The following is a 19,885-nucleotide window of genomic DNA, read 5'->3' on the forward strand; positions in this document are numbered from 1 at the left end:
CCCGACGAACCGGAGCCGAGTAGTAGCAGCCGCAGCGAGATCGCGGCGCAGGATCCGCAGGAAGAGCCGGAGCAACCGGACTCTATTTACGATATTGCCGTCACCGTTTCCGACCCTGCCTGGGAGGTGGCGCTGCCCGACGCTGAGCGACTCTGTGTCGATATTGCCGTTGCGGTACTCGGGCCGGTGACAAAGCCGATCGAACTCAGCATTGTCCTGGGCTCCGACGCTGAAGTCCGCTTACTGAACCGCGATTACCGCGGTAAGGACAAGGCAACCAATGTGCTGTCCTTCCCTTCAGGCCTTTCATCGGATCTGTCGGGAACGGATATGCTTGGCGATGTGATTCTCGCCTTCGAAACCGTTTCCATGGAAGCGGCTCGCGACGGAAAACCCCTGGCGTCCCATCTGCGGCACTTGGTGGTGCACGGCATTCTTCATCTGCTCGGATACGATCACGAGACGGAGGAAGAGGCTTCTGAAATGGAGCGGCGGGAAGTTGAGATTCTCGACGGATTTGGCATTTCCGACCCCTATAATCCCGTGCTGGAGCCGGTCCAATGAATTCAGGTCCGGATAACAGGCCGGTAAGCGTGGATATCGTCGGCGTGACGGATGGCGACGATTTCGAGTCCGAAGGTCAACGGGAGCCGTCATGGACCCGTTTTCGGCAATTTTTCAAGGCGTTGAAGCTCAAGCGTAATGGCGGTGCGTCCGCTCGCGACGCTCTTGAAGAACTGATTGAGGACGACGGCGGGACGATGGACGAGGATCTCGCCATCGACACGCATGAACGGGCGCTGATCCGTAACATTCTCGGGCTGCGCGACATCACGGCTGAAGATGTGATGGTACCGCGTGCCGATATCACCGGTGTGGCGATCGATACCAGTCTCGATGAGCTGGTAACGGATATGGTGAAGGATTCCCACAGCCGGGTGCCGGTCTACCGCGAGACGCTCGACGATGTGGTCGGCATGATCCACATGAAGGATGTTCTGGCGCATGTCCATGCCGGCAAGGATGTGCCGCTCAGTTCCCTGTTGCGGGAGGTCTTGTTCGTTTCGCCTTCTATACGAGCGATGGACCTGCTGCAGGAAATGCGTCTGACACGCCGCCATCTCGCGCTCGTCGTGGATGAGTTCGGCGGGATTGACGGGCTGATCACCATTGAGGATCTGATTGAGGAAATCGTGGGCGACATCGTCGACGAGCACGATGTCGAGGAAGGTCCGAAAATCGCCATGGTCGGGCCGGATACGGCGGTTGCCGATGCCCGCGCCGAAATCGAGGAATTTGAAGCTCTTTTCGGCAATGTGCTGACTGAGGAAGAGCGCGAGGAAATCGATACGCTCGGCGGGCTCGTCTTCTCGCTCGCGGGCCGTGTTGCGGCTCGGGGGGAGCTTCTGGCACACCCGGCCGGTGTCGAATTTGAGGTGCTTGAAAGTGACTCACGCAGGATCAAGCGGATCCGTATCCGGCGTGTGTCGACGGACGAGCCTGAGGCGGAGGTCAGTCTGTGAGTGCATGGGCGTCTGTCGCCCGGTGGGGTGATGGCGTCCGTATTGGCATCAACCGGCTTGCAGGGCTGACCGGTTTCCGCAGTGTGGCCGTGATGACACTGGTCGGCGCGCTTGCCGCATTGGCTCTGCCGCCGCTTGACGTGCTGCCGGCTCTGTTCGCCTTCACCCTTATGCTGCTGACGCTCGATCGCCGCCGGACACTCACCGGGGCTTTCTTGACGGGCTGGGCGTTCGCCTTCGGGTATCACGTCGCCGGCCTTTATTGGATCTCCAACGCGCTTCTGGTCGACGGCGACCGGTTTGCCTGGCTGGTGCCGTTTGCCGCAGCGGGCCTTCCCGCCGTTCTCGGAGTTTTTGGCGGTCTGGCGACCCTGCTCTATGGCTGGCTCCGGCCGCGCGGATGGGTAAGGGCACCTGCGTTGGCGGGGGCCTGGACTTTCTCGGAAATGCTGCGGGGGCATGTCGCCACTGGGTTTCCCTGGAACTTGCCGGCTTCTGCCTGGTCTTTTTCCGATGCGCTGTTGCAGCCCTTGTCCCTGATTGGTGCCTATGGGTACGGCTTTTTCGTGGTTCTCTTCGCGCTGTCGCCGCTCATGCTGCTACGGCGCACCGGGCGCTGGGAGCGTGGTTTCGGTGCTGTCTGTTTGCTCTTACCGGTGTTTTTCGCTGGATATGGCGCGGTACGGCTTGCCGGCGCCGCCGATCCCGACATCAGTCGTCCCACAGTCCGGATCGTCCAGGGGAACGTTGCCCAGACGGAAAAGTGGAAGCCGCAGCTCTTGCAGGGGCATTTGGCTAAATACGCCACGCTGACGCGGGCAGCACGCGCCACTGTCAAGCCCGCTGGGGTGGGTGATCTTGCCCCGCCCAGTCTTGTGGTCTGGCCGGAAACTGCCGTTCCCTATGCGCTCAATCGCGAGCCGCGGCTGGCGGCTTATCTGGGCTCCCTGCTCCAGCCGGGGGGGCTGCTGATGACCGGAGTGCCGCTACGCGATCAGGTTTCCGATGATCCGGCGGAATCTCTGAGTTTCAATGCGGTTGTTGCTCTCAATGAGCGTGGGGAAATGGTCGCCAGGCTGCACAAGTTTCACCTGGTCCCGTTCGGTGAATATGTGCCTCTCAGTCAATGGTTGCCTGTCGAGACGATTGCGAAGACCGGTCGTGGATTTACGGCAGGGCCCGGGCCCAGCAGTTTCGCCCATGCCGGGTTGCCGCGCATCGGTGCTTTGATCTGCTACGAGATCATTTTCCCTGGCGCCGTGACGGAAGCCGGCGGGCCGCGGCCCGGCTTGCTGGTGAATGTGACGAATGATGCCTGGTTCGGAGTGAGTTCCGGACCCTATCAGCACCTGGCCGCGGCCAGGATGCGGGCAATCGAGGAAGGCTTGCCGGTTTTGCGCGCAGCAAATACCGGAATTTCAGCGCTGATCGATTCCTATGGGCGCGTTCTGGCGTCCTTGCCCCTGGAGCGTACAGGGACAATCGACAGCCCTATTCCAGCGTCCTTGGAAAATAAAACACTCTATGCGCGTGGCGAAGAGCTTGCGGCAATCTTGCTCGTGATCGCATCGTGTGGTGCCGCATTCTTTTTACGCCGGAATTAAGCGGCTTTTTTCTTTTTTTTGTTACGGCTTTTATATTGACTGCATACGTTTGTATGGGTAACTGATTTTAGCGCAATTTGAGACTATTGGTTTGTAATATGGAGCAGCCGTCGAGCAAACGCCGCCCGGGAGGCCGGATGGCGAGCCTTGGAAAGCCAAATCCGGTTGATGTCCATGTCGGATCGCGTGTGCGAATGCGACGGACGTTGCTTGGGATTAGCCAGGAGAAGCTTGGTCAGGCGCTTGGGCTTACATTCCAGCAGGTTCAAAAATATGAGCGCGGTGCAAACCGCATCGGCGCAAGTCGGCTCTATGATCTCAGCCGCATCCTCGAGGTGCCGGTAAACTTCTTCTTCGAGGACATGGCGCAGGAAGTTCAGGAACAATCGCCTGGCCGTCTGTTCGAAAAAGAACAGGAGCCGGACGCCTATCAGATCCCCGACGATCCGATGAACCGGCGTGAGACTCTTGAACTTGTCAGGGCCTATTACAGGATCGCAGATCCGGAGTCGCGCCGCCGCCTGTTCGACCTCATGCGCTCCATCGCCAACGCCTTCGATGGCGAAGATCCGGAATAGGCTGCACGCGCTTTCCTCTTGACCATGAATCCCAAAACCGGCAGGAAGTCCTACCTCTCGGTGCCTTCATTCGATTCACCGGATAGAGATTCATGTCGAGCTGCTTCGGAACGAAGCGGGGCGTTCACGGGTACGTCTTCGAGCAGGCATGAGTGCAACTCATATTCTAGGAGAGCCCCCGTTGACTCAATCCGACTACGAATTCACCAGCGAATCCGTCTCCGAAGGTCATCCGGACAAAGTCTGTGACCGGATTTCCGACACGGTCGTTGATATGTTCCTGGCTGCCGATCCGATGAGCAGGGTCGCGTGCGAGACTCTGGCGACGACCGATAAAGTCGTTCTTGCCGGTGAAGTCCGCGGGCCCGCATCCGTAACGAAGGATGCGATCATCGAGTCCACGCGCGAAGCGATCAAGGATATCGGCTACGACCAGGAAGGCTTCAGCTGGAAGACGGCCGATATCGAGGTTCTCCTGCACGAGCAGTCGACCGATATTGCTGCCGGTGTCGACGCGACCGGGAACAAGGATGAGGGCGCGGGCGACCAGGGCATCATGTTTGGCTTCGCCTGCCGCGAAACCGAGCCGCTTATGCCGGCGCCGATCCATTTTTCGCACCAGATCCTGAAATCTATGGCCGACGCACGCAAGTCCGGCGCGGACAAGGGCTTTGGTCCTGACTCCAAGAGCCAGGTGACCTTGCAGTATTCAAACGGGAAGCCGGTTCGGGCGACCTCCGTCGTGGTCTCGACACAGCATGACGAAGACCTCGAGCAGGATGAGATCCGTGAGATGGTGCGCCGTCACGTGGAAAAGGTCCTGCCGGAGGGCTGGATGTGCCCGGAAGATCATTTCTACGTCAATCCGACAGGCCGGTTCGTGATCGGTGGTCCGGTCGGCGATGCCGGTCTCACCGGCCGGAAGATCATTGTCGATACCTATGGCGGCGCGGCTCCCCATGGTGGCGGCGCCTTTTCCGGCAAGGACCCGACCAAGGTTGACCGTTCGGCTGCCTACGCAGCTCGCTGGGTGGCGAAGAATGTGGTCGCGGCAGGTCTTGCCGACCGCTGCACCATCCAGGTCTCCTACGCGATCGGGATCTCTCATCCGCTGTCGGTGTATTTCAACACTTACGGTACCGGCCAGGTCGACGAAGCGAAGCTGGCCTCCGTTGTCCGGGAGATGGTTGATCTGTCGCCCCGGGGCATCCGTGAGCGTCTGGCGCTGAGCAACCCGATCTATCGCCCGACCTCTGCCTATGGCCATTTCGGCCGCGAGGACGGTGGTAAGGGTTACTTCACCTGGGAAAAACTCGACCTGGTGGATGATCTCAAGAGCGCGTTCGCCTGAAGCCTCTGAAAGCGGGACAGAGCCGTGCCCACGGGCAAGGAAGATCCAAAAAATATCGTACAGCGTGACCGCGTCTTCTATGGGAGAAGGCGCGGTCGCCGCTTGCGCGCGGGTATGGAAGGGCTGCTCGAAGAGCGGCTGCCGGACCTTGCCGTAATCCTGCCGGATGCAAACGAACCGGGTGCGACGCTGGATCCGGCATCGCTGTTCCCGGACACCATCAAAGATGTCTGGCTGGAAATCGGTTTCGGCGGAGGCGAGCATCTGGCGGCCCAGGCCGCCGCGAACCCGGATGTCGGGTTCATCGGCTCCGAGCCCTTCATGAATGGCGTGGCCAGCCTGATCCGACATTGCGAGGATCGAGGGCTTTCCAATGTGCGTATCTATCCGGACGATGTGCGTGACCTGCTGCCATTGCTGCCGGACGCCTCACTCGCCCGGATTACCGTACTATTCGCCGACCCCTGGCCGAAGAAGCGCCACCATTCGCGCCGCATCATCCAGCATGAAAGCATTGCTGAATTTCACCGGCTGATTGCGCCCGGTGGAGAGCTGCGGCTGGCGACTGACGATATAGGCTATCTGCGGTGGATGCTGGCCCGGGCGACTGCGCACCGGGGCTTCCGCTGGAAGGCCCGTGGCCCCTCGGATTGGCGCGTCCGGCCAGCGGACTGGCCGGAGACCCGGTATGAGGCCAAGGCGCGAGATCAGGGTCGCCGTCCGGCGTTCCTTCGTTTCGAGCGTCTCGAAACGTTTGATTGAGCGAATCTTCTTGAAGAGGGCGCGCGTTCCGCTATAGTGCGACTTCCATTACAAGACCCAATCGGTAAAGCTGATAGGGTGGGCCAACGGCCCACTTTTTTTTTGTGCTTTGCCAGGGTGGTTTCCGGGCTTTTCGGGGCGGGACCTGAAGGGCCGGGGCGAGACTTAGAGGATACGGGTGACGCAGCAACTGAACGAGAAGATCGCCGCGATGATCGGCCCCTCAATTGAATCGATGGGCTACGATCTCGTGCGGGTGATGTTCACCGGTGGAAAGCAGGCGGTTCTCCAGATCATGGCGGAGCGCTCCGATCGGGCCCAGATGACGGTTGAGGATTGCGCGAGCATCAGCCGGGCGGTTTCCCTGATTGTTGATGTCGAGGATCCGATTTCCGGAGAGTATAATCTGGAAGTCAGTTCTCCCGGCATCGACCGGCCGCTGGTTCGTCCGGATGATTACGACCGGTTCGCCGGCTTCGAAGCGAAGATCGAGCTTGAGGTCGCGGTGAACGGACAAAAACGGTTCCGGGGCGAAGTGCTCGGTGCCGAGAATGGTGATAGCATCGTGATTGATAAGGGAGGGGAGCGTATGAGCTTCCCGTTCGCATCGATCCGGACGGCGAAATTGGTTTTGACCGATGCTTTGATCGCCGCCGCTGAACGCGGCGAGATCTGAGCGCCGGTTTCGGCAAAAAACAGAACATAACGGCAAGAAGACGCGATCCATGGAAACGGCAACCCAACCCAAGCTTGAACTGATTCAGGTCGCTGACGTTGTTGCGCGCGAAAAAGGCATCGAGCGCGACGAGGTGCTTGAGGCGATGGAGCAGGCGATCCAGAAAGCCGGTCGCTCCAAATACGGCCATGATCACGACATTCGGGCGAATATCGACCGTCAAACCGGCGCCATCGAGCTGATGCGCGTTACAGAGGTTGTCGATGAGGTCGAGGATGAGGTGACGCAGATCCCGCTTGCCGCTGCGCAAAAGCGGAACCCGGAGCTGAAGGTCGGCGATCTGATCGTCGACCCGCTGCCGCCGATCGATTTCGGCCGTATCGCCGCGCAGACCGCCAAGCAGGTGATCGTGCAGAAGGTCCGTGAGGCCGAGCGCACCCGTCAGTTCGCCGAGTTCAAGGATCGGGTCGGCGAAGTCGTCAACGGTATCGTCAAGCGGGTCGAGTTCGGCAATGTCACCATCGATCTCGGCCGGGCCGAGGCGGTGTTGCGCCGTGACGAGCTGCTGCCGCGCGAGAGCTTCCGGAACGGTGACCGTGTCCGGGCCTACATCTATGACGTCCGCGAAGAACAGCGCGGCCCGCAGATCTTCCTGTCCCGTACCCATCCGCAGTTCATGGCCAACCTGTTCAAGCAGGAAGTGCCGGAAATCTACGACGGTATCATCGAGATCAAGTCGGTCGCCCGTGATCCGGGCAGCCGCGCGAAGATTGCGGTGATCTCTTATGACGGCAGCATCGATCCGGTCGGCGCCTGCGTCGGCATGCGCGGCTCGCGCGTGCAGGCTGTGGTCGGTGAATTGCAGGGTGAGAAGATCGATATCATTCCGTGGTCCGAGGATCCGGCGACCTTCGTGGTCAACGCTCTGGCACCGGCTGAAGTCAGCAAGGTTGTTCTCGATGAAGAACAGCGCCGCATCGAAGTCGTGGTGCCGGATGACCAGCTCAGCCTGGCCATTGGCCGCCGCGGCCAGAATGTGCGTCTCGCCTCGATCCTGACCGGCTGGGATATCGATATCCTGACCGAGGCCGAGGAATCCGAGCGCCGCCAGGAAGAGTTCAAGACACGGTCGCGGACATTCATCGAGTCTCTTGATATCGATGACGTGATTGCTCATCTGCTGGTAGCTGAAGGTTTCAGCACGGTTGACGAGATTGCCTACTCGCCGCTTGAGGATCTGGTCAGCATCGAAGGCTTCGACGCGGATATCGCCGAAGAACTGCAGAACCGGGCACTGGTCTTTGCCGAGGCGGAGCGTACCCGCCTGCAGGACCAGACCAAGGAACTCGGCGTTGCCGAAGACCTGCTCGCTTTTGAAGGTCTGACGCTGGCGCATGTCGTCAAGCTGGCCGAACAGGGTGTGAAGACGCTGGACGATCTGGCCGATCTGGCCGGCGACGAACTCATCGAAATGCTGCCCGATGCCGGTTTCGACCAGGATTCCGCCAATGGCGTGATCATGGCGGCCCGGGCTCACTGGTTTGAAGATGAAGAGGGCGACGAGCCCGACGCTGGCGCCGAAGACGCTGCTGGGGAGGCTCATGACGAGACCCCAGCAACATGAGCGCCTCGCATTAGTCGAGGGCGATGATCTAGGCCGTAATCTGCGGCGCTGCATCGCCACCGGCGAAAGCGGCGAAACGGAGCGGATGATCAGGTTCGTCATCGGGCCTGATGATACGGTGGTTCCGGATCTGTCCGAAAAACTCCCGGGTCGTGGCCTCTGGGTGACGGCGAGCCGTGACGCGCTCACCGAAGCCAGCAAGAAGCGGGCTTTTTCGCGGGCGGCGAAGCAGAAAGTCGCGGTCCGAGAGGATCTCGTCGAGGCAGTGGAAGCCATGCTTGTCGCCTCGACCCAGTCTCTTATCGGTCTGGCCCGCCGGGCCGGTGCGGCCATTGCGGGTCACGCCAAGGTGGAAGACGCCTTGCGCCACAGAAAGGCCTCGCTCCTTATTGAAGCGTCCGATGGCGCCGTCGATGCCCGGGAGCGCATGACGCGCCTCGGAGACGGGGTTTGGACTGAAGCTCTTTTGACGCGCTCCGAGCTCGGAGCCGCGTTTGATCGGGAGCAGACAGTACACGCGGCCATCCTGGCGGCGGGAGACCATTCGAAGGGCCTGACGGTCCGATTGACACGAGAATTTGCAAGACTATCGGGTTTCCGGGGCGATATTTCGCGACTCGGGTTGGAAAACAGCGGCTAGGGGTGTATTGAGGCCCCAGCTCGGTATTTACGGAAAAGACGCGCGACCTAGAATGACAACAAGCAACGAGACTGATCGCAAGAAACTGAGCCTGTCCGGAAAGAAGCTTTCCCTTGGGAAGTCTGCCGACACGGATCAGGTTAAGCAGAGCTTTTCCCACGGGCGCTCCAAGACTGTTCAGGTCGAGCGGCGCAAGAAACGCGCCGGCGGTCCCGGCGGGTTTGGAGGCGACGCTGGAGGCTTGAGCGCGGAAGAGCGGGAACGCCGGACGCGGGCACTGAAAGAGGGCTTGCGTCAGCAGGAGGAGGCCGCGACGGCCGCCGCCGCTGCGACTCCGGCAGCGCCAGTAGCTGAGGCTGCTGTTGAAGCTGCTGCTGAGCCGGCACCGGCACCCGAGCCTATTGACCGGCGCCAGGCTGAACTTGAAGAAATGCGCAAGATCGCGGATGCCGAAGGTAAAGTCCGCGATGAGGAAGCCGCGCGACTCGCCGAAGAGGCCGCAGCACGCGAGGCCAAGCTCAAGGCTGAACAGGCCGCGGCACGGCCGGCGGAATCCCGGAGTTCTCCGGCAGCACGCGCGGCGGATCCGGCGCAACCTGCACCGGCTGCCGATGATGATGATGGACGGCGCGTCAAGCGCCGCACCTCCGGTGCGCCTGGCCGCCCGTCTGGTGCCCCGGCTACTCCGGATCGGCGCCCGGCGCCGACCCCGAACCGGCGTGGCGAACAGCGCCGCCGGTCCGGTAAGCTTACTGTTTCCCAGGCGCTTGATGATCGTGGTGGCGAACGCTCCCGCAGTCTTGCATCTGTGCGCCGTGCCCGTGAACGCGAAAAGCAGCGGCTGCGGGAAGAGGGCGGCGAGCAGGCCAAGCAGATCCGTGACGTGGTCATTCCGGACGCAATCACCGTTCAGGAACTCGCGAACCGTATGGCCGAACGTGCCGGCGACGTGATCAAATCGCTCATGAAAATGGGCATGATGGCGACCATCACGCAGTCCATCGACAGCGACACGGCCGAACTGGTTGTTGCCGAGTTCGGGCACCGTTCCAAGCGTGTGTCCGAGTCCGATGTTGAACTTCAGCTCCAGGGCAAGGACGACGCTCCGGAGGACATGCAGCCCCGTGCACCGATTGTCACGGTCATGGGTCATGTCGATCACGGCAAGACCTCGCTGCTCGACGCGCTCCGGCGCTCCGATGTGGCTGGCGGCGAAGCTGGCGGCATCACCCAGCATATCGGTGCCTATCAGGTGACCGTGCCGTCTGGCGCGAAAATCACTTTCCTCGATACGCCGGGTCACGAGGCCTTCACTGAAATGCGGGCGCGCGGTGCCAACGTCACGGACATCGTTGTCCTGGTGGTGGCGGCCGATGACGGCATCATGGCGCAGACGGTCGAAGCCATCCGGCATGCGAAAGCTGCTGGCTGCCCGATCATCGTCGCAGTCAACAAGTGCGACCTTCCGGACTCCGACCCCAGCCGTGTGCGTCAGGAACTCCTGCAGCACGAGATCGTGGTCGAGGAAATGGGCGGCGACGTTCTGGCCGTGGATGTGTCCGCGAAGACGAGAGCCGGTCTCGACAAGCTTGAGGAAGCGATTCTTCTGCAGGCCGAGGTGCTTGAAGTCAAAGCCAACCCGGATCGCCGCGCCGAAGGTGCCGTGATCGAGGCGAAGATGGAAAAGGGACGCGGCAGCGTCGCGACCGTCCTCGTCACGAAGGGTACGCTCAAAGTTGGCGATATCTTCGTTGCCGGTGCCGAATGGGGCCGGGTGCGGGCGCTTCTGGGCGATCACGGACAACGTACGGACAATGCCGGCCCGAGTATTCCGGTCGAGGTTCTTGGTCTGCAGGGTACACCGGTCGCGGGTGATGAATTCGCGGTGGTCGAGACTGAAGCCCAGGCACGCGAGATCGCCGAATACCGGCAGCGTGTCATGCGCGAGAAGTCGGCTGTTGCCGGCGCGCGTGGCTCCGTCGAGCAGATGCTGTCGGCCATTGCGGCCGGTCAGGCCGAGGAATTGCCGGTGGTCATCAAGACCGACGTGCACGGCTCCCTCGAAGCGATCCGTTCGACACTTGAGAAGATCTCCAATGATGCTGTCGCCGTGCGCATTCTGCATGGTGCCGTTGGCGGCATCAGCGAGTCCGATGTCGCGCTGGCGAAAGCCTCTAGCGCATTGATCATCGGGTTCAACGTCCGGGCCAACCCGCAGGCGCGGGACATGGCGCAGCAGGAAGGTCTCGAGATCCGCTATTACTCGATCATCTATGAGCTGATCGATGACATCAAAGCGGCGCTCACCGGCATGCTGTCTCCGGATCTCAAGGAAGAGTTCCTTGGCAATGCGGAAATCCGCGAGGTCTTCAACATCACCAAGGTCGGCAAGGTCGGCGGCTGTATGGTTACCGAGGGCATGCTCCGGCGTGCGGCCAAGGTTCGTCTGCTGCGCGACAGCGTGGTGATCCACGAAGGCACGCTGAAGACGCTCAAGCGCTTCAAGGACGAGGTCAAGGAAGTCCGCGAAGGTTACGAGTGCGGTGCTGCCTTCGAGAATTACAACGATATTCAGGCCGGCGACCTCATCGAGTGTTTCGAGGTGAAGGAAGTCGCGCGGAGCCTGGAATCAGTCCAGCGGGCCAGCACCTCGTCCTGAGTGGCGGGGTTTGACTGTCACACAGTCTGACGGGAGCTAAAAATGGTTGGATCGCACCCTGACAAACCGGGGCGGGGCGGACGAGCGCCGTCACAGCGCCAGCTGCGTATCGGTGAGGAAGTACGTCACGTACTGGCGGGCGTGTTCCAGCGCGGAGATCTGCACGATCCCGAACTGGAAGGCGCTTCGATCACGGTCAGCGAGGTCTCGGTAAGCCCGGACCTGCGCAATGCGAACGTGTTCGTCATGCCTCTTGGCGGCAGCAATGTGGATCACGTGCTCGGCGGGCTGAAGCGCGCCGCGCCGTATCTGCGGACCATGCTGGCCAAACAGATGTCGCTGCGTACCGTGCCGCGTCTTCGCTTTATCATCGACAATGCGTTCGAGACCGCCAACCGGATCAACGAGGTGTTCCAGAACCCTGTGGTACGCGCGGATCTCGAGAAGAAAGACGAGACGGACGAGGGCGGCAATGGCGCGTAGGAAGCGCGGCAACCCGGTAAATGGCTGGGTCATCCTGGATAAACCATCCGGCGTGACCTCAACCCATGCAGTGGCGGCGGTTCGGCGCGTGTTCGACGCCCAGAAGGCGGGACATGCCGGAACCCTCGACCCGCTGGCAACCGGAATTCTGCCAATTGCTCTCGGCGAAGCGACAAAAACCGTGCCTTTCGTGATGGATGCCTCGAAGGAATACACCTTCGAAGTGACCTGGGGTGAGGAGCGGACCACGGACGACCTTGAAGGGACTGTTTGCGGCACGTCGGAGGTTCGTCCGGACGTCGATACGATCAATGCCGTGTTGCCGCAGTTTCAGGGCGTCATTACTCAGATTCCGCCGATTTTCTCCGCCGTCAAGGTCCAGGGCCAACGGGCCTACGATCTGGCGCGCAAGGAAGTGCCGGTCGAGCTTTCGCCGCGCGAAGTGCGGATCGATTTCTTCGAGCTGGTCGAGGCGCTGGATGCGGACCATGCGCTGTTCCGTGTCGGCTCCGGAAAAGGCGCTTACATGCGAAGTCTGGCGCGGGATATTGCGCGGGCTGCCGGGACTCTCGGGCATATTTCGATGCTGCGCCGGCACCGTGTCGGACCGTTCCTCGAAGCAGATGCGATTTCGCTGGATTCCTTGAAGGCTTTGGAGCATAGTCCCGCCGCTTTCGAGCACCTATTACCGGTAGAAACAGCGCTAGACGGCATCCCGGCGCTGACTCTGGCCGGTGCAGAGGCAAATAAACTCAGATGCGGCCAGTCCGTCCCGGTCTTCCGGGCCCTGGATCTTGACCGTTTCGGAGATCTTCGGGAAGGCGACCTGATGTACGCCGTTTCCGGAGGCAGTCCTGTTGCGATCGGACGGATCGACGGCGGCTGTATTTGTCCGATGCGCGTACTCAACCTTTGACCTAGGAGTATTCGATGTCGATTACACAAGAGCGCAAAACAGCGCTGATCGAGCAGTATGGCCGCAAAGAAGGCGATACCGGTTCCCCGGAAGTTCAGGTTTCGATCCTGACCGAACGGATTGTGAACCTCACCGAACACCTGAAGACCCACAAGAAAGACTTCCATTCCCGCCGTGGGCTTCTAATCATGGTCGGCCAGCGCCGCCGTCTGCTCGACTATCTGAAGAGCAAAAACGTCGAGCGCTATCAGGTCATCATCAAGGAACTGGGCCTGCGCCGCTAATCTGTGCAGCGCTGCCAAAAACAGTAACGCGTCCGCCCCGCGAATTCCGTGGGGCGGTTTGCGTTTCTACAGGGCCTTCTGGATCTCCATATTGGGTTTGACGCCCTCGGCGATCCATGCGATTGAAAGCCCGCTCAATAGAGGAAAAAACCGAAGAACCGTACCGATGAGACACCGATAAATATGAGCCGTGTGTCACCTCGCTCGACCCTATGTTCGGTAACCATGGGCCCCCTGAGCAGTTCTCCCGCGCCCCGTGAGGCGATGCGTTCGAAGAACTGGACCGGAATGCCCCATTCCACGCCAAACACAGGACAGGACGAGGATCGGATCCGAGCGGTTCGGCTTTGAAGGAAAGCTGAATGTTTCAGATTTATAAACAAGAGATCGACTGGGGCGGGCGCAAGCTGACGCTCGAGACAGGTAAAATCGCGCGTCAGGCCGACGGCGCCGTCATGGCGACGATGGGCGAGACGACTGTTCTGTGTACCGCTGTGTACGCGCGGCAGCCGAAGCCGGGGATCGACTTCTTCCCGCTGACCGTGAACTACCAGGAAAAGACCTTTGCCGCCGGCAAGATTCCGGGTGGCTTCTTCAAGCGCGAAGGACGTCCGACCGAGAAAGAGGTGCTGACGTCGCGCCTCATCGATCGTCCGATCCGTCCGCTGTTCGTCAAGGGCTTCAAAAACGAAACGCAGGTTGTCTGCACCGTTCTGTCCCATGACTTGGAAAACGATCCGGACGTTGTCGCCATGATCGGCGCCTCCGCCGCGCTGACGATTTCAGGTGTGCCGTTCCTCGGCCCGATCGCGGCCTGCCGCGTCGGCTACAAGGATGGAGAATACATCCTGAACCCGCGCCAGAGCGAACTGCCGGATTCCGATCTCGACTTGATGCTCGCCGGCACCCAGGAAGGCGTGCTGATGGTCGAATCCATGGCTTCCGAGCTGTCTGAAGAGATCATGCTCGGCGCCGTCAGCTTTGGGCACAAGGCGTTCCAGCCGGTGATCGACGCGATCATCAATCTGGCCGAAGATTGCGCCAAGGATCCGATGGACCTGCCAGCCGAAAGCGAAGATCTCGGCCGGGTGCGCGATGCCCTGACGGCCGCAATTTCCGCTGACATGACGAAAGCCTATGCCGAGCCGAACAAGACCCAGCGCCAGCAGAATGTTGCTGTGGTCCGGGAAAAGGGCATGGCCCTGTTCGAGGACGCCGCCGATAAGGATCTCGCCAAGGGCCTGATGAAAGGCATCGAAGCCGATGTCGTCCGTGGTGCGATCCTGAAGACCGGTCAGCGGATCGACGGTCGCGACACCAAGACGGTGCGCCCGATCGTCTCTGAAGTCGGTATTCTCCCGCGCGCCCATGGCTCCGCTCTGTTCACCCGCGGTGAAACCCAGGCTCTGGCCGTCGCCACCCTCGGCACCGGCCAGGACGAGCAGATCATCGATGCGCTGGAAGGCGAATATCGCGAGAACTTCATGCTGCATTACAACTTCCCGCCCTACTCGGTCGGTGAAGCGGGCCGCATGGGCTCTCCGGGACGCCGCGAAATCGGCCACGGCAAGCTGGCATGGCGCGCGGTGCGTCCGCTGCTTCCCGCCAAGGAAGTCTTCCCCTACACCATCCGGGTGGTCTCCGAGGTCACGGAATCAAATGGTTCCTCCTCGATGGCGACGGTCTGTGGCACCTCTCTCTCCCTGATGGATGCGGGTGTTCCGCTGTCCTCTCCGGTTGCCGGTATTGCCATGGGTCTGATCAAGGAAGGCGACGATTACGCCGTCCTGTCCGACATCCTTGGTGATGAAGATCATCTCGGCGACATGGACTTCAAGGTCGCGGGTACCGAGAACGGCATCACGTCCCTGCAGATGGACATCAAGATCACCTCGATCACCGAGGAGATCATGAAGATCGCTCTGGATCAGGCGAAAGACGGCCGGGTTCATATCCTTGGTGAAATGTCCAAGGCTCTGACCTCCTCGCGTGAGGGTGTGTCCGAGAATGCACCGCGTATCACCACGATCAGCGTGCCGACCGACAAGATCCGCGAAATCATCGGCCCAGGCGGCAAGATGATCCGTGAAATCTGCGAGACCACGGGCGCGAAGATCGACATCGATGACGATGGCACTGTGAAGGTCGCGGCGGTCGATACCGCTTCCACCGAAGCAGCGCTCGAGCGGATTCGCTACATCGTCGCGGAGCCGGAAGTCGGCGTGATCTACAACGGCAAGGTCGTGAAGACCGTCGATTTCGGCGCCTTCGTGAACTTCCTCGGCGCCAAGGACGGCCTCGTTCACATCAGCGAGCTGAAGAACGAGCGTGTCGGCAAGACCACCGATGTGGTCAATGTCGGCGATGAGGTGAAGGTCAAGGTTCTCGGTTTCGACGATCGTGGCAAGGTCAAGCTGTCCATGAAGGTCGTGGATCAGGAAACCGGCGCCGACCTGTCCGCAGAAGAAGCCTAAGCGGCCTTCTGCAGATGAGCCTCCGGCTGTCCCGCTTTGTCGGACATCGCGGGATTGCCGCCGAGGCTCCTGAAAACACATTGACCGGCTTCCGCCTTGCGGCGGAGGCCGGTTTTTCGTGGGTTGAGTTCGATGTGATGCTGAGCGCGGACGACGTGCCGGTGCTGCATCACGACGAGGAACTGGGCCGTACGGATAATGGCTCCGGCCCGGTGGCGGTTCACCCACTGTCAGCCCTCAAGGCACTCGATGCAGGCTCCTGGTTCGGTCCTGGCTTTGCGGGAGAGCGTATCCCGACCTTCGAGGAGACCATCGCCTGCTGCCGCGCGCTGGGATTATCCATGAATGTGGAAATCAAGCCGACAACGGGCCGGGAAGTGCGAACAGCCGAGCTGGTCTCGGACATGCTGAACGATCTCTGCCCGGATCTGACGGACCGGATCATTGTCTCCAGCTTCGTGCCGGACTGTTTGCGGATCGCACAAGAAAAAGCCCCGGATTTTCTCCGAGGCTATCTGTCAGACACGATGGCAGAGGGTTGGCATGCGGCAGCCAAGGACCTTGGCTGTCTTTCAGTCCATCCGAACCATGCCTGCCTGGACGCCGGTTTAGTTACGGCAATCCATGATGCAGGCTTCCGTATTCTAACCTATACGGTGAACGATCCGGAGCGGGCTGAAAGCCTCATTGGCTGGGGTGTGGATGCGGTCATTACCGACGAGCCTTTGGCGGCAGCTGCGCTGGCCTGAGTTGCCCGTCCGGCATTCATCCGGGCAAGATCCCGCCAATATCCGAGCATGAAAACCCGCATTGCTGAAGGGACGGAGCTGGAGCCGCGCGTCCGGTCAATCTCGTTGATCAGCGCCTTGGCATTATAGCCCAGTCTTTTTGAGACGAGATCGAACATCGACCATTCCTCAGGATGAAGGCAGATGCTTGTGCGCCTGCTCTCTAAACGGAAATGGCGGCGCACCATACGGCTGGCGTCGCGGTCCCCGTCCTCAACCGTCTTCAGGGCGGAACCGAGTATGTCTCTACCCTGTTCGGACGATTTCAAGCTGTCTGCCATGAGGTGTCTCCAAGTAGTAGGTCCTTATATTTGTCACTATTCCCAGAAAAATGGGAAAGCGCAAGCGTAAATTGTTCAGCATACCCGTCTAGCGTGTCTATATTGCATACAACGGTGCACTGGTTCTTGTTAGTGCGTTGAAAAATATAAAAACATTATTTTCAGAAAATCTACGACGCCCTATTGGGTGAGAAAATAATTCCCAGAAAAATGGAAATTGCATTCCCAAAGAAATGGGAATAAGGTCTTAGGCATGGGTCGATTCAAAAGCGCGATATCGAAGCTCGAGACGGAATTGCGGTACCGTTGCCACCGCTATTACGTCGAGACAGGAATCCGGAAATACAAACTCGCCTCTGCAGCGGGTATATCCGACACATTGCTTAAAGGCATCGACAGCCCCGACTTCGAGGCATCGATGAAAACCTTGCAGCGGCTGGACGAGGTTATCCCGGAAGACTGGGAGCCGGCCGGCGCGGGCAGTAGCGGAAAAATTCTGGTCCCAGGGCAGGTTGATCCGGTCATTGGATATAAGGTCTGGGAGAGCGATCTCAGCCGCAGCCGGAAGATCTACGTGCGGGATGAACTCCTGCACGGGCTCGACCCGGACCAGATGGAGCGCTGTGCCCTCTATATAGAAAAGACTCGCGATCCCGATGGCCGTCTGATCGAAGGTAAATTCAAGATCGATGTCCTGAGGGCCATTGCCCCACAATGCGCCATCCATGTTTTCAATGTGGGTGAGGACAATCCTGACAACTATTTCATCGAGCACTGGGATGCTGGCACCGGCTTCTGGCAGGGTGCTGATATGACCGGGATGAAATTCGCAGAGCTTGATGACGAAGCGCTGCGTCGTTGCCAGCTCGAGGATTACCTGGTGTGCCGCGAGACGAAGTGGCCGAATCTCTCAATCGTGCACCGCAACTATGCCCACGGCGAAGAGCGGAACTTCCTCCGCCTGCTCTTCCCCTTTGAAGCCAGTGACGGGTCGCCGAAAATTCTCAGCATCACACGGCCGCAATCGTCTGGACTGGCCGTGGATCTGCTGAAGAAGAAGCTTCCGGGATATGATCTGAAAAGCGGCGAAGGTATTGTCGACCTGCGCAGCCGGCGTCCCTGAGACCCTTTTACGAACCTGTCTCCCCGTGGATCAGTCCGCGTCGCGTTCCGGCTTGGGGATTGCGACGGTATGGAAGCCGCCGTCCACATAGTGGATTTCACCGGTCACACCCGCCGACAAATCACTCAGTAGATAAAGACCGGCCTGACCGACTTCTGTCAGGGACGCATTGCGTTTGAGCGGTGCGTTGGTCTCGGCGAAGCGGAAGGTGTGGCGGGCATCGGCGATGGCCGAGCCGGCGAGGGTCTTCATCGGGCCGGCGGAGATCGCGTTCACGCGTATGCCATGTTCGCCGAGGTCGGCGGCCAGATACCGGACACTCGCTTCCAGGGCGGCCTTGGCCACTCCCATGACGTTGTAATTCGGAGTCGTGCGGTTGGCGCCGAGATAGGACAGGGTCAGCATGCTGCCGCCGTCCTTCATCAGCGGCCAGGCGCGGCGGGCGATATTCGTGAAAGAGAAGCAGGAGATATCCAGCGTGTTGAGGAAATTATCCCGCGAGGTATCCGCGTAGCGGCCCTTCAGCTCGCCCTTGTCCGAATAGGCGATGGCATGGACCACGAAATCCAGGCCGCCCCAGGCGGTGCCGATTTCATCGAACGCCCGGTCCAGCGCGTCATCGTCCGCGACATCGCACATGACGGCAAGCGGGGAGCCGACGCTCTCCGCCAGAGGATGAACCCGCTTTTTCAGGGATTCGTTCTGGTATGTGAACGCCAGCTGGGCACCTTGCGAGGCGGCTGCGGCGGCGATGCCCCAGGCGATCGAGCGGTCGTTGGCGACCCCCATGATCAGACCGCGTTTGCCGGCCATCAGGCCTTTGTAAGGCGCCGATTCCGCGTCACGCTGATCGGCCGTGTCGTCAATCAGGTCGGTCATCCCGGTCGCTCCGCTATCAGGCGTCGTATTTCTGGAAAGCTAGCACGGCATTGGTGCCGCCGAATCCGAAACTGTTCGACATGGCAACACGCAGCCCGGCGTTGTCCACGCGTTCCCGCACGATCGGCATGTCCTCGACTTCGGGGTCGACGGTTTCGATGTTTGCGGAGGCTGCGATGAAGTCGTTTTTCATCATCAGGAGTGTGTAAATCGCCTCGTGAACACCGGTCGCGCCTTGTGAATGACCGCTCAAGGATTTCGTCGAGCTGATCGGCGGGATCGCGCCCCGGTCCTTGAAGACCTCGCGGATGCCTTCCAGCTCGATTGTGTCGCCGACCGGCGTACTGGTGCCGTGGGCGTTGATGTAATCGACCGGCCCCTCGACGTTCTTCAGTGCCATCTGCATGCACCGCACGCCGCCCTCTCCGGAGGGCGCGACCATGTCGGCACCATCGGACGTGGCGCCGTACCCGACGATCTCGCCATAGATCTTGGCGCCGCGCGCCTTCGCGTGCTCAAGCTCCTCAAGAATGAGGACCCCGCCACCGCCGGAGATAACGAAGCCGTCGCGGTTGGCGTCGTATGCACGCGATGCCTTGTCCGGAGTGTCGTTATATTTTGACGAAAGAGCACCCATGGCATCGAACAGGACGGAGAGCGTCCAGTGCAATTCTTCGCCACCGCCGGCCAGCATGACGTCCTGCTTGCCCATTTGAACCAGTTCATACGCGTTGCCGACGCAGTGCGAGCTGGTCGAGCAGGCGGAAGAGATGGAATAGCTGAGGCCCTTGATCTTGAAGGCCGTCGACAGGGTGGCGGAATTGGTGCTGCACATGACGCGCGGCACCATGTAGGGGCCAACCCGCTTCGGACCCTTTTCACGCGCCGTGTCGAATGCCTGCATCATGTTGGATGTCGACGGCCCGCCGGAGCCCATGACCAGGCCGGTCATCGGGTTGCTGACGTCGGCGGGCTCCAAGCCCGCGTCTTCTATGGCCTGCTGGGCAGCAATGTAATTGTAGGCCGCGCCGTTACCCATGAAGCGCATCAGCTTGCGGTCGATATGTTCCGAAGGGTCCAGCTTGATCGAGCCATGGACGTGGGAGCGGAAACCGAGATCGGCATAGTCCGGCGCGAATTCGATGCCGGATTTGCCGGCGCGCAGGGAAGCGGCGACTTCCTCTGCATTGTTGCCGATGCTTGAAACAATTCCGAGACCGGTGACGACGACGCGACGCAT

At 60.4% G+C, this 19,885-nt stretch carries 19 protein-coding genes; 16 read left to right on the plus strand and 3 right to left on the minus strand.

The window, feature by feature from the left end:
• Window positions 1-84: 84 nt before the first annotated feature.
• The 15 genes from ybeY to ugpQ all read left to right on the plus strand — a co-directional run bounded on the left by ybeY (window position 85) and on the right by ugpQ (window position 16,323).
• Window positions 85-564: an rRNA maturation RNase YbeY gene (gene ybeY, locus K328_RS0112585; protein ID WP_028466276.1), complete on the plus strand. Its 480-nt coding sequence runs from the start codon at window positions 85-87 to the stop codon at window positions 562-564.
• Window positions 561-1,523: a hemolysin family protein gene (locus tag K328_RS23860; RefSeq protein ID WP_084608271.1), complete on the plus strand. Its 963-nt coding sequence runs from the start codon at window positions 561-563 to the stop codon at window positions 1,521-1,523. Before ybeY ends, K328_RS23860 begins: the two co-directional genes overlap by 4 nt.
• On the plus strand, window positions 1,520-3,127 hold the full coding sequence (lnt, locus tag K328_RS23865) for an apolipoprotein N-acyltransferase (protein WP_051284847.1): 1,608 nt from the start codon (window positions 1,520-1,522) through the stop codon (window positions 3,125-3,127). The genes K328_RS23860 and lnt overlap by 4 nt, the downstream gene beginning before the upstream one ends.
• A 137-nt stretch (window positions 3,128-3,264) precedes the next feature.
• The gene (locus K328_RS0112600) at window positions 3,265-3,705 is read left to right on the plus strand and encodes a helix-turn-helix domain-containing protein (protein WP_084608272.1); all 441 of its coding nucleotides are present in this window, start codon (window positions 3,265-3,267) and stop codon (window positions 3,703-3,705) included.
• 181 nt (window positions 3,706-3,886) lie between these two features.
• A complete protein-coding gene (gene metK / locus K328_RS0112605; protein ID WP_028466278.1) occupies window positions 3,887-5,056 on the plus strand; it encodes a methionine adenosyltransferase in 1,170 nt (389 codons plus the stop codon).
• Window positions 5,057-5,080: 24 nt separating this feature from the next.
• Entirely contained in the window at window positions 5,081-5,818 is a 738-nt protein-coding gene (trmB, locus tag K328_RS0112610; protein WP_084608273.1) for a tRNA (guanosine(46)-N7)-methyltransferase TrmB, read from the plus strand.
• 178 nt (window positions 5,819-5,996) lie between these two features.
• Complete coding sequence (rimP, locus tag K328_RS0112615; protein ID WP_245577528.1) at window positions 5,997-6,494, plus strand: ribosome maturation factor RimP; 498 nt, start codon at window positions 5,997-5,999, stop codon at window positions 6,492-6,494.
• Window positions 6,495-6,543: 49 nt separating this feature from the next.
• Window positions 6,544-8,118 carry a transcription termination factor NusA gene (nusA, locus tag K328_RS23870; protein ID WP_036554003.1) on the plus strand — a complete coding sequence of 525 codons (1,575 nt, stop codon included), beginning with the start codon at window positions 6,544-6,546 and terminating at the stop codon, window positions 8,116-8,118.
• Complete coding sequence (locus K328_RS23875; protein WP_084608274.1) at window positions 8,096-8,758, plus strand: RNA-binding protein; 663 nt, start codon at window positions 8,096-8,098, stop codon at window positions 8,756-8,758. The genes nusA and K328_RS23875 overlap by 23 nt, the downstream gene beginning before the upstream one ends.
• Window positions 8,759-8,810: 52 nt before the next feature.
• Complete coding sequence (gene infB / locus K328_RS0112630; protein WP_028466281.1) at window positions 8,811-11,417, plus strand: translation initiation factor IF-2; 2,607 nt, start codon at window positions 8,811-8,813, stop codon at window positions 11,415-11,417.
• A 42-nt stretch (window positions 11,418-11,459) separates the two neighbouring features.
• Complete coding sequence (gene rbfA, locus K328_RS0112635; protein WP_028466282.1) at window positions 11,460-11,900, plus strand: 30S ribosome-binding factor RbfA; 441 nt, start codon at window positions 11,460-11,462, stop codon at window positions 11,898-11,900.
• Window positions 11,890-12,816 (plus strand): tRNA pseudouridine(55) synthase TruB, encoded by a 927-nt coding sequence (gene truB, locus K328_RS0112640; protein ID WP_028466283.1) that lies wholly within the window; start codon window positions 11,890-11,892, stop codon window positions 12,814-12,816. The genes rbfA and truB overlap by 11 nt, the downstream gene beginning before the upstream one ends.
• Window positions 12,817-12,830: 14 nt before the next feature.
• On the plus strand, window positions 12,831-13,100 hold the full coding sequence (rpsO, locus tag K328_RS0112645; protein WP_028466284.1) for a 30S ribosomal protein S15: 270 nt from the start codon (window positions 12,831-12,833) through the stop codon (window positions 13,098-13,100).
• 362 nt (window positions 13,101-13,462) lie between these two features.
• A complete protein-coding gene (pnp, locus tag K328_RS0112650; RefSeq protein WP_028466285.1) occupies window positions 13,463-15,574 on the plus strand; it encodes a polyribonucleotide nucleotidyltransferase in 2,112 nt (703 codons plus the stop codon).
• 14 nt (window positions 15,575-15,588) lie between these two features.
• Window positions 15,589-16,323, plus strand: a complete 735-nt coding sequence (ugpQ, locus tag K328_RS0112655; RefSeq protein ID WP_028466286.1) for a glycerophosphodiester phosphodiesterase — start codon at window positions 15,589-15,591, stop codon at window positions 16,321-16,323.
• On the opposite strand, the gene K328_RS27175 is transcribed toward ugpQ, so the two are convergent.
• A complete protein-coding gene (locus tag K328_RS27175; protein ID WP_084608275.1) occupies window positions 16,224-16,643 on the minus strand; it encodes a ribbon-helix-helix domain-containing protein in 420 nt (139 codons plus the stop codon). The two genes, ugpQ and K328_RS27175, sit on opposite strands and share 100 nt — an antisense overlap.
• A 253-nt stretch (window positions 16,644-16,896) precedes the next feature.
• Between K328_RS27175 and K328_RS0112660 the strand changes: the two genes are divergently transcribed.
• Window positions 16,897-17,766, plus strand: a complete 870-nt coding sequence (locus K328_RS0112660; protein ID WP_028466287.1) for a hypothetical protein — start codon at window positions 16,897-16,899, stop codon at window positions 17,764-17,766.
• A 30-nt stretch (window positions 17,767-17,796) separates the two neighbouring features.
• Here the strand turns inward: K328_RS0112660 and K328_RS0112665 are convergent, their stop codons facing one another.
• Together K328_RS0112665 and fabB are read right to left on the minus strand one after the other, a co-directional pair.
• Window positions 17,797-18,579, minus strand: a complete 783-nt coding sequence (locus tag K328_RS0112665) for an enoyl-ACP reductase FabI (protein WP_036554225.1) — start codon at window positions 18,577-18,579, stop codon at window positions 17,797-17,799.
• 82 nt (window positions 18,580-18,661) lie between these two features.
• Window positions 18,662-19,885, minus strand: coding sequence for a beta-ketoacyl-ACP synthase I (gene fabB, locus K328_RS0112670; RefSeq protein ID WP_028466289.1), 1,224 nt, complete (start codon window positions 19,883-19,885; stop codon window positions 18,662-18,664).

The organism is Nisaea denitrificans DSM 18348, assembly GCF_000426505.1.
Lineage (GTDB): Bacteria > Pseudomonadota > Alphaproteobacteria > Thalassobaculales > Thalassobaculaceae > Nisaea > Nisaea denitrificans.

Coding starts and splice junctions, on each gene's coding strand:
- pnp (WP_028466285.1), top strand. CDS start 13,463: ATGTTTCAGATTTATAAACAAGAGATCGACTGGGGCGGGCGCAAGCTG.
- rbfA (WP_028466282.1), top strand. CDS start 11,460: ATGGTTGGATCGCACCCTGACAAACCGGGGCGGGGCGGACGAGCGCCG.
- K328_RS23875 (WP_084608274.1), top strand. CDS start 8,096: ATGACGAGACCCCAGCAACATGAGCGCCTCGCATTAGTCGAGGGCGAT.
- truB (WP_028466283.1), top strand. CDS start 11,890: ATGGCGCGTAGGAAGCGCGGCAACCCGGTAAATGGCTGGGTCATCCTG.
- K328_RS27175 (WP_084608275.1), bottom strand. CDS start 16,643: ATGGCAGACAGCTTGAAATCGTCCGAACAGGGTAGAGACATACTCGGT.
- rpsO (WP_028466284.1), top strand. CDS start 12,831: ATGTCGATTACACAAGAGCGCAAAACAGCGCTGATCGAGCAGTATGGC.
- nusA (WP_036554003.1), top strand. CDS start 6,544: ATGGAAACGGCAACCCAACCCAAGCTTGAACTGATTCAGGTCGCTGAC.
- K328_RS0112665 (WP_036554225.1), bottom strand. CDS start 18,579: ATGGCCGGCAAACGCGGTCTGATCATGGGGGTCGCCAACGACCGCTCG.
- fabB (WP_028466289.1), bottom strand. CDS start 19,885: ATGCGTCGCGTCGTCGTCACCGGTCTCGGAATTGTTTCAAGCATCGGC.
- K328_RS0112600 (WP_084608272.1), top strand. CDS start 3,265: ATGGCGAGCCTTGGAAAGCCAAATCCGGTTGATGTCCATGTCGGATCG.
- infB (WP_028466281.1), top strand. CDS start 8,811: ATGACAACAAGCAACGAGACTGATCGCAAGAAACTGAGCCTGTCCGGA.
- ugpQ (WP_028466286.1), top strand. CDS start 15,589: ATGAGCCTCCGGCTGTCCCGCTTTGTCGGACATCGCGGGATTGCCGCC.
- K328_RS23860 (WP_084608271.1), top strand. CDS start 561: ATGAATTCAGGTCCGGATAACAGGCCGGTAAGCGTGGATATCGTCGGC.
- K328_RS0112660 (WP_028466287.1), top strand. CDS start 16,897: ATGGGTCGATTCAAAAGCGCGATATCGAAGCTCGAGACGGAATTGCGG.